The organism is Clostridioides sp. ZZV15-6383 (assembly GCF_020657735.1).
GTDB classification, from domain to species: domain Bacteria; phylum Bacillota; class Clostridia; order Peptostreptococcales; family Peptostreptococcaceae; genus Clostridioides; species Clostridioides difficile_D.
This window is the reverse complement of sequence record NZ_JAGWCV010000004.1, coordinates 88,017-103,843: the sequence shown is the minus strand read 5'-3', so window position 1 is coordinate 103,843 and position 15,827 is coordinate 88,017. Positions and strand designations below refer to the sequence as shown.

The following is a 15,827-nucleotide window of genomic DNA, read 5'->3' as shown; positions in this document are numbered from 1 at the left end:
ACTAAACAAAGGTTTATAATATTATGCAAATTTTTATTTGATTTTTCTAATAACTTCCTTAAAATAATCTGGTAACTCTGAATCAAATTCAATATATTCCTTAGTAGTAGGATGTATAAATCCCAATTTCTTAGCATGCAAGGTTTGTCCCTTTAATTTAAACTTATTTTCTTTAGGTCCATATACAATATCACCTAAAAGCGGGTGATTTATGGACAAAGCATGAACTCTTATTTGATGAGTTCTACCAGTTTCAAGCCTAGCTTTCATATGAGTGAATTTATCAAATCTTTCTACCACTTCAAAATGAGTGATTGCATTTTTCCCGTCTTTGACTACAGCCATTTTTAACCTATCCTTAGGATTTCTTCCTATAGGTTTGTCCACAGTTATTTTATCTTCTTTAACCACACCATAGCATATAAATTCATATTCCCTAGTTATAGTATGTTCTTTTAATTGTTCTGCTAGAAAATTATGTGCATAATTATTCTTAGCTATCATAAGAAGACCAGAAGTATCTTTGTCTATTCTATGAACTATACCAGGTCTAATAACTCCATTTATTGATGATAATTTATCTTTACAATGATATAAAATTCCATTTACCAATGTATTTTCATAATTTCCAGGAGCAGGATGAACAACCATATCCTGAGGTTTATTTATTATTAAGACATCATTATCTTCATATACGATATTTATAGGTATATCTTGAGCTACAACCTCCAAAACTTTAGGCTCTGGTATCTCTATAATAATTTTATCCTCTTCTTTAACTAAATATTTTGCTTTTTCTACTTTATTATTAACTTTTACTTTACCATCTTTTATAATTTTTTGTATATAGCTTCTTGACATATCACCTAATTGTTCTGCTAGATAAACATCAAGTCTAACATCTTCTTCCTCTTCAAGCACCAAAAAATCTCTTATCTCATCCATCAAATCACCTACTTTTACTTTCAAAAAATAAAACATATATACATAAAAATACAGTTCCTAAAACTACAAATACATCAGCTACATTAAATACATACTCCCATATAATTCTAAAATCAAAATAATCTACTACAAATCCTAATCTAACCCTGTCAATTAGATTTCCTAATGCACCAGAAATGATTAATATAATTCCCAACTTCCCAGATGTATGTACTTTTCTTGTATTGAGATAGTATAGTCCAAATACAGTTGCAAGTAATGCAACTATTATAAATATCCATTGATTATTTTGTAATAGTCCAAATGCTGCCCCTCTATTTTCAACATAAGTTAGATGAAATACATTCTTTATTATTGGTATTGTTGATACATTCACCAAATTATTTAACACCCATATCTTAGACAGTTGATCTAATCCTATAAGCAGAATTATTATTAACACATATAACAATGATTTTTCCCCCTATAAATTATTTAAAAATCAATTTTGCTCAAAATTCACTATTACCATTATACAAAAAAAATACTATAAAGAGCAACTTTATTAAAACTGTTAGTTACTGTATTTTTTAATAAAACTGGCACAAAATCTAAAATAATATTACCCTTTCTATATTATAAATTATTACACATTTAAAATCATATTATTATGTATAAAAAATTTAAAAGTACTATACCACTCAATACTTTTTGTATATTTTATAGCTTAAAGATTAATGATGCTTGTATTTTAAATTTACAAACATCATTAATCTTTAAACAAATATTTTTTATTTTTGTACTTGCTTATTTTTATCTAAATGTTGTATAAGTTCAGATACTGTTACGAATTTATATCCTCTCTCTTTTAATTTAGGAAGCACTACTTCTAAAGCTTGTATGGTTTGTGACTTGTTGTTTCTTTTATTATTATAATCATGTAAAAGTATTATATTTCCATTTTGTACTTTTGTGAGAATAGTATTTATAATTGTATCCACTCCAGGATTGGACCAATCTCTAGGGTCTAAGTTTGACCAAAGAATTATATTCATACCTTTAGAAACTATAATATCACATACACTTTTACTCATGGCTCTATATGGAGGTCTAAATATTTTGGGTTCTACCCCTATTATATTTTTTACAATATTTTGTGTATCTGTTATTTCTTTTTCTACCTTACCATAACTATTTTTTGCAACATTTATATGTGTAAATGTATGATTCCCTATCTCATGACCTTCATCATACTGTCTTTTTAATAAATCTTTGTTACAATCTACTTTTTCTCCAACTACAAAAAAAGTTGCTTTTACATCATTTTTCTTTAATATATCAAGTACTTGTGGTGTAAAATCCTCATCTGGACCATCATCGAAAGTCAATGCTAGAATCTTTTCATCCTCATTTCCTTTCTTGATTATTACATCTTCATAATCGTCTTTTATATTGTCATTTAAACTATAGGTTTCTTTTGAACTACTTTGATTATGTGTATTATGGTTATATGTATATACACCTACTATGGATAATAAACATATACATATACCCCATATTGCTTTCTTCATGTCATTACCTCTTTTCTAATTCATTCTAACAATATATGATGTCAGGCTTCTAATCTCTCAATGTTCCATTCTTATTTAAATCAGTTAAATTTGTTAGGTCTTCTGAATAAAAATTAGAATCTTCTACATCAGGATTTTGCATTGCATCACCTAATAAATCATTTTCTTTTTTTGCACAATTGTTACATAAATTTGTATCAGGTAATATATCTAATCTTTCTAAATCTATTTGATTGTGACATAAATCACAAAAACCATATGTTCCATTTTCTATTTTAGATAATGCTGAATCTATTTGATATAGTCTTCCTTCTTCATGATTTATTAAACTATTTTGCATATTTTGCATATATAAATCTGTTCCCATATCTCCGATATGATTATCATAACTAGATAATTCTCCTGATGAATATTTTTCACTAGTATGTTTAGTAGTGTCTCCAAACAAGGTATTATCTTTCATATCTACTACTAAATTAGTTAACTTTTCTCTTTCTTTTAATAATTTATCTTTGTATTTTTTAGTATCCATTTTCAACACCTCTAATTTTAATATTTATATCATAAAAATAGTATGTGGAAAACTAAATTAAAAATACAATAAAAAACAAGATTTGATTTTTTCAAAAAAAATTGTAGGTAAACTTAAAATTCACCTACAAATTCTTTAAATATATTTTTAATATAATGTTTTTAGTTTTTGATAATAATTACATTAACTTGCTAATTTATGAGCATTTTGCTCTTTTATATCCTTAGCTTTTTTAAAAAATAAAAGTCCAAGGATTATTGCAACTACAATACCTATTCCATTAGATATATTAACTGGAAGTCTAAATCCTTCTTTTGCCTGCATTATATAACTAAATGTTACTACAGTCATAAAAAGTGCTGGCAATGTAGTTATGTAATGATTTTTATTTGCTTTAACCAAATACGCAGAACCAGTCCACAACATTATCATAGCAAGTGTTTGATTTGCCCAAGAGAAATATCTCCAAATTATATTAAAATCTATAAATGTAAGGGCAACCCCCACAGCAAATAATGGCAAAGCTATTAAAAATCTATTTTTAACTGCATCTTGATTATAATTCATTGCATCAGCTATTGTTAATCTAGCACTTCTAAATGCTGTATCCCCTGAAGTTATAGGACATGCTACAACACCAAGTATGGCCAAAGCTCCTCCAATAGGTCCCATTAATCCAACAGATACTGTATTTACAACAGTTGCTGCTCCACCATCATTAAATATTACATTAAGCTGAGGTATACCATGGAAATATGACATAGCTGCAGCTGCCCAAACTAAAGCTATTATTCCTTCTGCAACCATTGAACCATAAAATACTGGTCTTGCTTCACTCTCTTTTTCAACACATCTTGCCATAAGTGGTGATTGTGTTGCATGGAAACCTGATATTGCTCCACATGCTATTGTTATAAATAAATATGGAAACAAAGGTGTTCCATTTGGATTCATATTTTGTAAATTTATATTTGGTATATTATATCCCTTTATTATTAATCCTCCAGCTACACCAACTGCCATAATTAATAAAGCAGCTCCAAATAAAGGATATATTTTACCAATTAACTTATCTATTGGTAAAACAGTAGCCATTATATAATAAAGAATTATTACTCCAACCCATATTTGTGTGTTTACTCCTGTCAATGTTTTTAGTAATCCTGCTGGACCTGTTACAAATACAACTCCAACTAATACCAAAAGAATAACACTAAATATTCTCATTGCTATTTTTGCACCATTTCCTAGATAAAGACCTACCAACTCTGATGCAGATGTACCTTTGTTCTTCATTGATAAATATCCTGAAGTAAAATCATGTACTCCACCTGCAAATATTGTTCCAAATACAATCCATAAAAATGCTGACGGTCCAAATAATGCACCTTGTATAGCTCCAAATATAGGACCTAATCCTGCGATATTTAAAAATTGAATTAAAAAGATTCTTTTCCATTTCATTGGAACATAGTCCACTCCATCTCTACAAGCTATAGCTGGAGTTTGATTTTTATCATTGATTCCAAAAACCTTTTCTACAAAAGTGCCATAGATAAAATAACCTACTATAAGTACTACTATTGAACCTAAAAAACTTACCATAAATTCATCCCCTTAGTTTTTTGTATAATTGCTTTATAAATTTTTATAAGTTTGAGAAAACTATTTCCAGTTCAAATGGTAATACTTTTTTGTACTAATATAAATGTTAATTACATCAAGTGCATGTTTAAGTACATGAAATGATTTTATATATGCATTAATAACCTGAATTCTTTTATTTTACTTCTACTTACAGTTACTTCATAATTACTGTTTTTTAACTTCAATATGTATGTATTATTAAACCATGGTATAATTTCTTTTACTTTGCTTAAATTCACGATATAAGACCTATGTGTTCTAAAAAATGTTTTATCATTTATAAGATTTTCCACTTCTGATATACCTTCTTTTAATATAAACTTTTCTTTTTCAGTATATATAAATGTCTGTCTTTCATTAGCTTCACAATAATATATATCATCAATATCTATTACAACCAACTTATCACCTTTCCAAAGGCTAATTTTATGTGTTATTTCTTCTATATTCTGATTTATTACATCTTTTTTATCCTTATGTAAATTACTATTGTCATTATATAGCTCAATATCACTCGTTTCACTATTTTCTAATTTATTCAACATAGAAATAATTCTCTCTTCAGAATAAGGCTTCAGTATATAATCAAATACACCCAAAGAAAAAGCATCTACTGCATAATTTTCATACGCTGTTATAAAAACAATTTTTGGTTTTGATTTAAACTGATTTAATGTTTTTGCAAGTAACATTCCATCAAGATGAGGTATACTTATATCTAAAAAAATTACATCTATTTTATTTTCCTGAATAAAATCTAACACCTCTATACCATTAGTAAATTCACTTACTACCTCAATGTTACTTTTATTTTCAATAAAATATCTCAATTCCTTTCTTGCTGGAAACTCATCTTCCACTATTATAGCTCTCATCATTCTACTCCTTTACATAAAATACTATCAAAGTTCCATTGTCCATTCTTCTCATATTTAATCCACTTCCGTACATCAACTTGAGTCTTAAATGTACATTATAAAGTCCAATCTTATTTTCTGGCATATTATCTTGATATACATTATTTATAATCTCATCACTTATACCTACACCATTATCCTCAATTGATATTCTTACAGTATTTTCTAATGAATATGGCAACTTTTTTATAGATATTTTCACTATACCAGCTCTACCACTTTCTAAAATCCCATGTATTATTGCATTTTCCACTAATGGCTGTATAATCAAGCTTGGAATCTTTATATTCACATCGTCTATATCATAAGACACAGTTAGTAAGTCTCCAAATCTAGCCTTTTCTATCTCTACAAAAGATTTAACTTGCTCAATCTCTTTATTTATATCTATCAAATTATCACTATATTCGAGATTATACCTTAAATAAGTTGACAAATTTATTATTAGTTCTCTGGCTTTATCTGGACTAAACCTTATAAATGAAGCTATTGTGTTTAAGGAATTAAACATAAAATGCGGATTAATCTGTCTTTGAAGTGCTTTTATTTCTGCTTTATTTCTTGCTTCTATATCCTTTTTATCTTTTTCAATCCCTTCAACTATGGATATAACAAATCCTATTCCAATCTGTCCAACTATTAAAGGTAAATATATTCCACCAATTATTTGAAGTGCTAAAGAATGTGGATGTGATATTAAATATATAAGTAGTATAGTAAAACTTTCAGAAACCATGCCTACCAATATACCACATATTACCCTGTGTTGCTTTGGTATCCTTTTATATAAAAATCCTGATAATACACCTGCTAGTATACTTGATAAAAGACATGGAACAGATGTTATACCTCCAATATCCATAAAGTATCTATGAATCCCCGAAAGAACGCCTGCTGTGATACCTACCATTGGTCCAAATAAAACGCCTCCTGATACTATAGATATTATCCTAGTATTTACTATTGACCCCATATAATTTATACCATTATAAGTACCAAATATGGCTAAAAAAGTAAAAACTAATGCTATACATACCAAATCATTAAAACTATATTTTTCTTTTTGAAATATTTGCTTAAATGTTTTTAGCTTTGTTATCAGAAGAAACATCACCACAATAAGGCTTGTCTTTTCTATTAATGCTATTAAAATTGATGTTTTCATATTTTCCCTCTTAAAAATAAATCTTTACACACTTTAAACTTATTATTTTTTATTATAAATTAAATTCATAAAAATAAATACCATAATTATTGTATCATATCACCTATATAAACATAAATTCATTTAATTATATAAATTTAAAAAATGTTTTTTTGATATATTATTGACAATTTTCATTATAAGAGTTAAAATTAACTCATAAATTACATATTGGGTATAAAATATGATGTATGTTCGAAGTTAGTTCAGAAGGCTATGGTTTTCTGATTTTTTTATGCTCAGTAGTGATATGCAAAAAAGACAAAGTTAACATCAGTTAACTTTTACCTTTATTCTACTTTCCCCAAAGTAAGAATGATCTAACCCCTTTGAGATGAGCAAAAGCTCATCTTTTTTTATTACAAAAAGATGCTGTCTCAAAAGATAAACCTCTTTTTCATTGTCGAAATGATGAAAATATATTTGATTTCATACAAAAAGAGTGCCTCATGAACAAAAGTTCACTTTGAAACACTCTATTTCCTATCATATACTTTTTTAGTAACTTTAAAATTTATTTACCAAATAAAGATAAATAATGCAATTAATATCTTCTCTCTATAAATCCAACTTTTTTATAAACTTTTCTAAGAGTTTTTCTAGCTTGTTTTTCAGCTTTTTCTGCTCCCATACTATATATTTTTTCTAAATAATCTTTGTTATTAAGAAGGTCAACATATTTTTCTCTTATAGGTCTTAGAGCTTCTGATACTACTTCAGCTACATCTTCTTTAAATACTCCATAACCCTTACCTTCATACATATTTACAATCTCTTCTACACTCTTTTTACTTAAATTAGAGTATATATCAAGTAAATTTTTAATACCAGGTTGCTCATCAGAGTATTTTACAACACCTAAAGAATCAGTAACACTTCTTTTTATCTTTCTCTTTATAGAATCTGAATCATCTGCCAATAATATAAATGCATTTTCATTTGAATCAGACTTACTCATTTTCTTAGTTGGCTCTTGCAAACTCATCACTCTTGCTCCACCTTTTGGGTAGTATCCTTCTGGAATTACAAAAGTAGGTGAAAATCTATTATTAAATCTATTTGCTAAATCACGAGCTAATTCTAAATGTTGCTTTTGGTCATCCCCAACTGGAACTAAATCAGTTTGATACAACAATATGTCAGCAGCCATAAGAACTGGATAAGTAAATAAACCTGCATTTAGATTTGCTTCACTCTTTTGTGATTTATCCTTAAATTGAGTCATTCTACTTAATTCACCCATATAAGTCATAGTATTTAATACCCACATAAGTTCAACATGCTCTTTGACATGTGATTGTATAAATATAGTATTTTTTTCTGGGTCTAATCCACAAGCTATATATTGAGCAAGTAATTCTATAGCATTAGCTCTCAAAACTTTAGGGTCCTGAGGTACTGTTATTGCATGTAAATCAACTATACTATAATAGCAATCATAATTATCTTGAAGTTCAGTCCAGTTTTTTATAGCTCCTAAATAATTTCCTAAGGTCATTTTGCCTGATGGTTGTGCACCACTAAATATAACTTTTTTTTCACCCATTTTCTTTGTACCCTCCTTATATATTTATATTGATTTTAACATATTTAAAACTATATCTTTAGAATTATTGGCAGCATCATGTACAAATACATCATACGTAACATCAGCACTTCCATCTGCCTTATCGGACATTGCTCTTATTATTACGAATGGAGTATTATTTAAATAACATACATGCGCTATAGCTCCACCTTCCATTTCTCCACAATATCCACCAAAATCATTTACTAATTCTTCCTTTAATTCTTTAGAATTTATAAATTTGTCTCCTGTAACTACTCTTCCTTTCAATACTTTATGAGTTTTTACCTCTTCCACAGAAGATTTATAAGCAGCATCTATAAGTCTTTCATCCGCTTTAAATACAGAAGTCTTCATTCTTGGTATAACTCCCTTAGGATCTCCAAATGCTGTAGTATCTACATCATACTGTATAGCATCAGTTGATATTACTATATCATTAACATCAAGTTTTTCATTTAAAGCTCCTGCAACGCCTGTATTAACAATAGCATCAACTTTAAATTCGCTTATTAGTATCTGTGCACAAAGAGCAGAATTAACCTTACCTATACCACACTTTACTAATACTACATTCTTACCTTCTAAAGTTCCCTTATAAAATTCTAAACTAGCTTTTTTTATAGTCTCTTTAATATCCATTAAATCAACTAAAATACTTACTTCTTCATCCATTGCACCTATAATTCCTATTACGTTCATTTTTCCTCCTAAATTTTCTATATTAAAAAATCCGTCCTAAATCAATAGGACGGATATATTTTCCGTGGTACCACCTAAATTTATATACATCCAAAATTGAATATATATATCTTAATATATGCTGTAACGTGCATACACGATATCAAATACTCTGTAATCTTAAATTACATTTCATTTTACTCCTCAAAGACCCATTCAATAAATACTTTTCATTAAGTTCTCAGCATCCTTAATTCTCTGTGTAAAAATATATTTATTTACTATTTCTTATCCCAGGATTTAATTTATTAATTTCTTTATTTTATAATATTCCTTACATTATAAATTGTCAACTATATATTATAATATCCAAAATAAATTTTTAAAATACATTTTATTTAGCTGTTTTCTTTTCATATCTATTCCATAACCATAGTCCAGATAATATAACTAGAAGACCTCCACCAATCATCTCTATCTCATATATAATATTTTCAGCAAATGTAGGCATAACTGGAGCTGCAGATAATAATATACCAACTACAGTTACAGTTAGAACCATTTTTGCTAAACCTATACAAGTACCTGTTGATTTTGCCATAGTATAAGGTCTAATTTCATCTGGTCTCTCTTTTCTTAGTTTAATATAAGAAGCATATAACAATACATATGGGAATAATGCAGTTAATGCTGTCATAGTTACAAGAACATTGTATATAGCATCAACAGAAGGCATTAATGTAGTAACCAATAATATTATAGTAACTATTATTGCTTGAAGTATAACTGCTTTAGAAGGTATCTTGTGTTCATTTACTTCTACCAAACTATCAGGAAATACTCCCTTTTTAACACTACCAAATAACATTTTTATTGGTGATGCTATGTAAAGAACTATTGCTCCTAATATTGAAAAAGCTATACCAAAAGCTATCAGTTGAACCAACCAAGAACCGATTCCTAAAGATTCACAAACAACTCCAAGTGCATCTAACACACCTTTAGAAGCAGTAATTTGATCTGGTGGTATTATCATTGTTATTGCAATTGAGCCTAATACGTACAACGAACCTACTATTCCAGCTGATATTAATATAGCTTTAGGGAAGTTCTTTTCAGGCTTATCTATTTCTGTTATAAAGTTAGCTGAAGTTTCTGCTCCTGCTAAACCAAACATTATAGCCGATATAGCAACAAATGCATCCATATTAAGTTTTGGAGTCATTGAAGCTATTGTGTATGTTGAAGCTATATCATGTTTTTTAAGTACAAATACTGCTACAAATGAAAATATTATAAGTATAGCACTTGGTATTGTTGAACCTAATGCACCTGTATTAGTAAATATCTTTGTAAAACTTATTCCTTTAGTTGCTATAAGAGATAATGCCCAGAATATTATTAAAGATAGTATAAGTACAAACATCTTATTATCTGCAAGTGCTGGATTTCCTATTGTATAAGAAACATTTACTGCTAAAAATGTCAAGAATGAAGAATACCAGAATATTTTAGCTGTCCAGTTTAGCCAAGAAACTAAAAATCCATATTTTTCTCCAAAGGCTTCCTTGACCCAATCATACAAACCTCCATCACCTTTTTGATATGTAGAAGCTAATTCAGCACAAATTAAAGCTCCTGGTACAAAATATATGAATGAGAATAATAACCACATAGGTATTGCACCTAATCCTAAACCAAAGCTTGATGCAGTAGACTTAGCTATCCATCTTATACCATATAAAGCTGATACATTCATAAATACCAAACTCCATAGGCCTATTTTTTTCTTTTCCATCCTAATTTAATTTCCCCTCTCTATTAATTATTTAAAATTTGATTTCAAAATTAATAAAATAGATTCATTATCATTAAAATAATAAATTCCAGAATATTCACACCATTAAAGGCATTTACTTATAAAATCTAAATACTTTGAAATCAAATTTTATTAAAAATGATAAACATTGAAAGTTTTACCACTTTAATTTTAATGATACTAAACTTTTAAAATTGTTTCAATATTATTTTAATATAAAATTTTATTTATTATTTTTCATTACTATATAAAAAGCTTAAATACACGACTTTATAAATTTTATTTACTATTTCTATAATATTTTCACAATAAAAAGTCTTTTATTTCTATTTTAATGTAAAAGTAATGATTAAATTTAATATAAAAACAATATACCAAAATTTTTTTATATTTCTAGAAGAAAAGTATACTATTTTTTGTTTAATAATGCTAAAATTGATTTGTATTGAATTTTGATTAGGAGGAAATTATTATGAAGGCTCAAAGATTAAATGCTGTACTTGAACAAATGAAAAAAGATGATATTTCTCAAATGTTAGTAAGTGACCCTACTTCGATATTTTATCTAACAGGAGTGCTAATCCATCCAGGTGAAAGACTATTATCATTATATCTAAATTTAAATGGAAATAACAAATTATTTATAAATGAATTATTCCCAGTTGCAGAAGATTTAGGTGTTGAAATGGTTTGGTTTAATGATACTCAAAATCCAGTAGAAATAATAACTGAACATATAGACAAAAATGCTACTATGGGTGTTGATAAAAACTGGCCAGCTAGATTTTTATTAAACTTAATAGAATTAGGTGGAGGAAGTAAATTTGTAAATTCATCTTATATAATAGATACTTTAAGAATGTGTAAAGATGAAGAAGAAAAAGAATTAATGAGAATAGCTTCAAGATTAAATGACAAGGCTATGGAACAACTTAAAGCTACTGTTTCTGGTGAACTTACAGAGAAACAACTTGTTGGTAAATTATCTAAAATATATGAAGACCTAGGTACTGATGGATTTTCATTTGACCCTATTATAGGATTTGGACCTAATGGAGCTAATCCACATGGTGAACCTGGAAATGCACTTGTAAAACCAGGAGATGCAATAATATTAGATATAGGTTGTATAAAAGACAATTATTGTGCTGATATGACAAGAACTGTATTCTATAAAGAAATACCTGAAAAAGGTAGAGAAATATTTGAAATAGTTCTTGAAGCTAATAAGAGAGCTGAGGCTATTGTAAAACCGGGTGTTAGATTCTGTGATATAGATGCTGCTGCTCGTGATTACATAACTGAAAAAGGATATGGACAATATTTCACTCATAGAACTGGTCACTCTATAGGACTTGAGGTTCATGATAAAGGAGATGTATCTTCTATAAATACAGATACTGTACAACCAGGAATGATATTCTCTATAGAGCCAGGTATATATTTACCAGGTGAGTTTGGAGTTAGAATAGAAGATTTGGTACTTGTTACTGAAGATGGTTGCGAGATATTAAACAAACATGATAAAGAAATATGTGTAGTTGGTTAATTATAAAATCAATTTGATAACATAAAAAAAGCCATATAAAAATACTTTAAGCATTTTTATATGGCTTTAATTTTTCAATCCATTATTTATTTCAATCCATTATTTATTTCAATCTATTATTTATATTGCAGTTATTAAAATTGCACCTTTTGAAGTATATGTACCCATAACTGAACCAACTTCACAGATTACAACATCTTTGTATTTTACATCCTTTTCCATAACTTCTCTTACTTTTTGAGCCTTTTCAGGACAGTTAGCATGTCCTATAAATAAAACCTTTTCTTCTTTATTTTTAATTTTTGACTCTACTAAAGTAATCAACTTTTTCAAGCTATTACCTTCACCTCTTGCCTTGTCTATTGGAGTTACAACACCATCTGCAACTTGTATTATCGCCTTAAAATTCAAGGTATTTATAATTTTTCCTGCTATTGGGTTTATTCTCCCCCCCTTAATAGCATTTTCTAAAGTTTCTAGAGTTCCAAAAAATGGAGGGTTATCTTTGTATCTATCTATTATTGAAACAATTTCTTCGATTTCTTTTCCTTCTTTTATTAATATTGCTGCTTTTAACACTAATTGTCCTATTCCAATTGACCCACTAAGCGAATCTATAACCTCAATTTTCTTGTTGTTTCCTTCTTTTTCAAACATATCCTTTGCCAAAAGTGCACTATTATAAGTGCCAGATAATCCTGAACTTATATTAATCACCAATATACTTTCTTCCTGACAATGATATGCTTCTAAAAATTTATCAGGTGAAGGACATGATGTCTTTGGTAGTACTTTGCTCTCACTCATTTTTCTATAGAAAGTTTCATTATCTATTTCCTTTCCAGATATATAACTTTCTTCTCCAAAAGATACATTTAAACCAACAACTTCTATGTTGTATTTTTCTATTATATCATTAGGTAAGTCACATGCACTGTCCACTATCAATTTTATTTTATCCATATTAACCTCACTATAAGATATTGTTTTATTTATTCAGTCGGTCGTACGACCGATTTAATTATTATTTTATATTTTGAATGAACAAAAGTCAATAGATATAGATTCTTGCTTTATTGACAATAAATATCCATAAGTTTATAATGTTATTAATTTGTTATAAATATACATAGAAAGGTAAGTTTTATGAAAACAAATAATATGAAACAGGCTATTTTATCATCTGCAACCAATTTAATAGCCAAAAATGGAGTTCAAAATACTAGCCTTGCTGATATTGCAAAAGATGTAAATATAAGTAAAGGTACTTTATATTATCACTACGCATCTAAAAATGATATTATATATGATATTGCGGATACTCATTTAGAAGTTATAACTAGCGCTATACTAAACTGTGTAAAAAATGTCAAATCAAAAAATTCTCAAATAGAAATGGTTAACTTAATCTTAGATAAAATATCTACTATAGAAAGTCGTGGTAGAGTACATATGTACCTTATTTGTGAGGCAATTACTTCAAATGACGATTTGAAAGAAAGAATGAGATTAAAATATATTGAATGGAGAACTACTCTTAAATCTGAAATTGTTGAATCACTAGAAAAATATAATAGTAGCGAAAATGAACAGGATGCTGAATCATTTTCTTTCTTACTTATGTCAATAGTTGATGGTTTAGTTGTCCAAAGCTTATTAAAAATAGAAAAAATACCTTATGAAAATATAGCTTCTTTTTTAGTTAGCCATTGGATTTAAATTTAATACTTAGATAATTAATAAAAGTGAACTATTTAAGTTATCTACTTTAACAGTTCACTTTCTTATTTATTATCAATAATTTTTACTTAAAATATTCAATTTTTATTTAAACCTTCATGGAATCACAAAATAAAAATCTTTTATGAATTTTAAATATTTTTATTTATGTTCATGTGTATGTCCATCTGAATGTTCATACCCATGTGTATGCTCGTGGCTATGCTCATGAGTTCCTGAAAAACCATCATCATGATTATGGTCGTGACCTACACCATTTACATGTTCATGCCCATGACTGTGAGAATGTTGATGTGAATGCTCGTGGTTATCCCCTCCACAGCATCTTTCTCCTCCAGTCCCACAGCATCCACTTGTATGTGGATTATGATGATTTCTTACTACAAATCTCTCTCTTAACATATTCTTATACCTCCTAGTATATTATTGAGTACTTCATGTACCCCATTAACTACAGTATACATCTAACTAGGTATAATCTCAATATATATGGCATTTTTTAGCATCTTATAATCTTAAAGAAATTTATCCTTAAAACCTCCACCTTTTACTTCTTCCACATTATTGACAGAAATAAAAGCTTCACTATCCATGTCGTAAATTAAATCTTTAAATTTACCTATTTCATTTGCAGATATTATGCAATAAATCATCTTTTTCTTGTTTTGTGTATATGCACCTTCTGCCTCCAAAAAAGTAACTCCTCTTCCCATCTTGCTCATTATTACTTTGGATATTTCATCATATTTATTTGATATTAAAAGTATAGATTTTTTTCTATCAAAGCAATCTTTTCCTATGTCCATTGTAAAAGAAATTATATACATAGTAATTAAAGTGTACATTACCAACTTAGCTCCAAATAAGAAGGCACCTGCACATACTACAAAGAAGTTAATAAATAAAAATGTATTTTTCATAGGTATATCGTATTTTCTTTTCATTATCGCTGCTACTATATCAAGTCCTCCAGCAGTAGCTCTTGCTTTAAAAGTCAATCCCATACCTATACCAGTTAATGCACCACCATAAATACACTGTAACATAGTATCATCTATTGGAAAATACTTAGCAATGTCTTGTGTTAACCCAAGTGCTACAGAAAATAGTAACATATTGACAAAACTTATTAACAAAAATTTATTATCAAAATACTTTCTAGCTATAATAAATATTGGTATATTCATCAAGAAACTTGATATTCCCTGATTTATACCAAATAATTTATATAATATAACACAAATTCCAGCTACTCCTCCACTTAATAACTTGGCTGGTGCTAGATATAAATTTATTCCTATGGTTGATAAAATCATACCCAATATAATAAGACCATATTGTAAAAATACGTTATTATCAACACTTAGCTTTTTGCTTTCACCATACATCAAAACGCACCCCTTTACATAATAAATAAACCACCCTGCATAACACACGATAAATTTATAAATAAATTTATCAAAAGTAGTTTACTAAAAATATTATTCATCCTCACTTAAACGTTTATTAATTAATATTCTATCATATGCTATGAATAATTTATATGATTTATACAGATTTATTTATTGTAAATTTTGGAATATTACAACATTTTATTGAATAGATAATTATACTGTACTAAAAAATCCCTATAGAAATTTATAAACTAATTTCTATAGGGATTTTGATTGACTAAC

Annotated in this window: 15 protein-coding genes and 1 other annotated feature; of the genes, 2 read left to right on the top strand and 13 right to left on the bottom strand. The window is 27.9% G+C overall.

All coding sequences use genetic code 11. The annotated features are described in order from the left end of the window. Nucleotides 1-33 precede the first annotated feature (33 nt). From KGF42_RS03065 to KGF42_RS03020, 10 genes are all read right to left on the bottom strand, one after another. On the bottom strand, nt 34-981 hold the full coding sequence (locus KGF42_RS03065) for an RluA family pseudouridine synthase (protein ID WP_227825672.1): 948 nt from the start codon (nt 979-981) through the stop codon (nt 34-36). Then, a complete protein-coding gene (gene lspA / locus KGF42_RS03060) occupies nt 950-1,396 on the bottom strand; it encodes a signal peptidase II (protein WP_054274583.1) in 447 nt (148 codons plus the stop codon). Before lspA ends, KGF42_RS03065 begins: the two co-directional genes overlap by 32 nt. A gap of 319 nt (nt 1,397-1,715) precedes the next feature. Beyond that, the gene (locus KGF42_RS03055; RefSeq protein WP_227825671.1) at nt 1,716-2,495 is read right to left on the bottom strand and encodes a polysaccharide deacetylase family protein; all 780 of its coding nucleotides are present in this window, start codon (nt 2,493-2,495) and stop codon (nt 1,716-1,718) included. A gap of 49 nt (nt 2,496-2,544) precedes the next feature. Beyond that, nucleotides 2,545-3,027 (bottom strand): TraR/DksA C4-type zinc finger protein, encoded by a 483-nt coding sequence (locus tag KGF42_RS03050; protein WP_054274585.1) that lies wholly within the window; start codon nt 3,025-3,027, stop codon nt 2,545-2,547. Between the two features lie 183 nt (nt 3,028-3,210). Then, a complete protein-coding gene (locus tag KGF42_RS03045; protein WP_227825670.1) occupies nt 3,211-4,632 on the bottom strand; it encodes a carbon starvation protein A in 1,422 nt (473 codons plus the stop codon). A gap of 146 nt (nt 4,633-4,778) precedes the next feature. Next, on the bottom strand, nt 4,779-5,549 hold the full coding sequence (locus KGF42_RS03040; protein WP_227821126.1) for a LytR/AlgR family response regulator transcription factor: 771 nt from the start codon (nt 5,547-5,549) through the stop codon (nt 4,779-4,781). A gap of 4 nt (nt 5,550-5,553) precedes the next feature. Further along, nucleotides 5,554-6,756 (bottom strand): LytS/YhcK type 5TM receptor domain-containing protein, encoded by a 1,203-nt coding sequence (locus KGF42_RS03035; protein ID WP_227821127.1) that lies wholly within the window; start codon nt 6,754-6,756, stop codon nt 5,554-5,556. A 583-nt stretch (nt 6,757-7,339) separates the two neighbouring features. Continuing rightward, nucleotides 7,340-8,341, bottom strand: coding sequence for a tryptophan--tRNA ligase (gene trpS, locus KGF42_RS03030; RefSeq protein ID WP_227821128.1), 1,002 nt, complete (start codon nt 8,339-8,341; stop codon nt 7,340-7,342). Nucleotides 8,342-8,365: 24 nt separating this feature from the next. Further along, the gene (locus KGF42_RS03025; RefSeq protein ID WP_227821129.1) at nt 8,366-9,064 is read right to left on the bottom strand and encodes a 5'-methylthioadenosine/adenosylhomocysteine nucleosidase; all 699 of its coding nucleotides are present in this window, start codon (nt 9,062-9,064) and stop codon (nt 8,366-8,368) included. A gap of 42 nt (nt 9,065-9,106) precedes the next feature. Beyond that, nucleotides 9,107-9,347: a binding site (T-box leader), on the bottom strand. A gap of 90 nt (nt 9,348-9,437) precedes the next feature. Continuing rightward, nucleotides 9,438-10,841 carry an amino acid permease gene (locus tag KGF42_RS03020; RefSeq protein WP_227821130.1) on the bottom strand — a complete coding sequence of 468 codons (1,404 nt, stop codon included), beginning with the start codon at nt 10,839-10,841 and terminating at the stop codon, nt 9,438-9,440. Nucleotides 10,842-11,334: 493 nt separating this feature from the next. On the opposite strand from KGF42_RS03020, the gene KGF42_RS03015 reads away from it, so the two are divergent. Further along, nucleotides 11,335-12,411 (top strand): M24 family metallopeptidase, encoded by a 1,077-nt coding sequence (locus KGF42_RS03015; RefSeq protein ID WP_054274594.1) that lies wholly within the window; start codon nt 11,335-11,337, stop codon nt 12,409-12,411. A 120-nt stretch (nt 12,412-12,531) separates the two neighbouring features. Here the strand turns inward: KGF42_RS03015 and KGF42_RS03010 are convergent, their stop codons facing one another. Continuing rightward, on the bottom strand, nt 12,532-13,374 hold the full coding sequence (locus KGF42_RS03010) for a DegV family protein (RefSeq protein ID WP_054274595.1): 843 nt from the start codon (nt 13,372-13,374) through the stop codon (nt 12,532-12,534). Nucleotides 13,375-13,557: 183 nt separating this feature from the next. Between KGF42_RS03010 and KGF42_RS03005 the strand changes: the two genes are divergently transcribed. Continuing rightward, complete coding sequence (locus tag KGF42_RS03005; protein WP_227821131.1) at nt 13,558-14,130, top strand: TetR/AcrR family transcriptional regulator; 573 nt, start codon at nt 13,558-13,560, stop codon at nt 14,128-14,130. 162 nt (nt 14,131-14,292) lie between these two features. Here KGF42_RS03005 and KGF42_RS03000 read toward each other — a convergent pair whose 3' ends face one another. Together KGF42_RS03000 and KGF42_RS02995 are read right to left on the bottom strand one after the other, a co-directional pair. After that, a complete protein-coding gene (locus KGF42_RS03000) occupies nt 14,293-14,553 on the bottom strand; it encodes a hypothetical protein (protein ID WP_227821132.1) in 261 nt (86 codons plus the stop codon). A 113-nt stretch (nt 14,554-14,666) separates the two neighbouring features. Then, a complete protein-coding gene (locus tag KGF42_RS02995; protein ID WP_227821133.1) occupies nt 14,667-15,539 on the bottom strand; it encodes a YitT family protein in 873 nt (290 codons plus the stop codon). Nucleotides 15,540-15,827 lie beyond the last annotated feature (288 nt).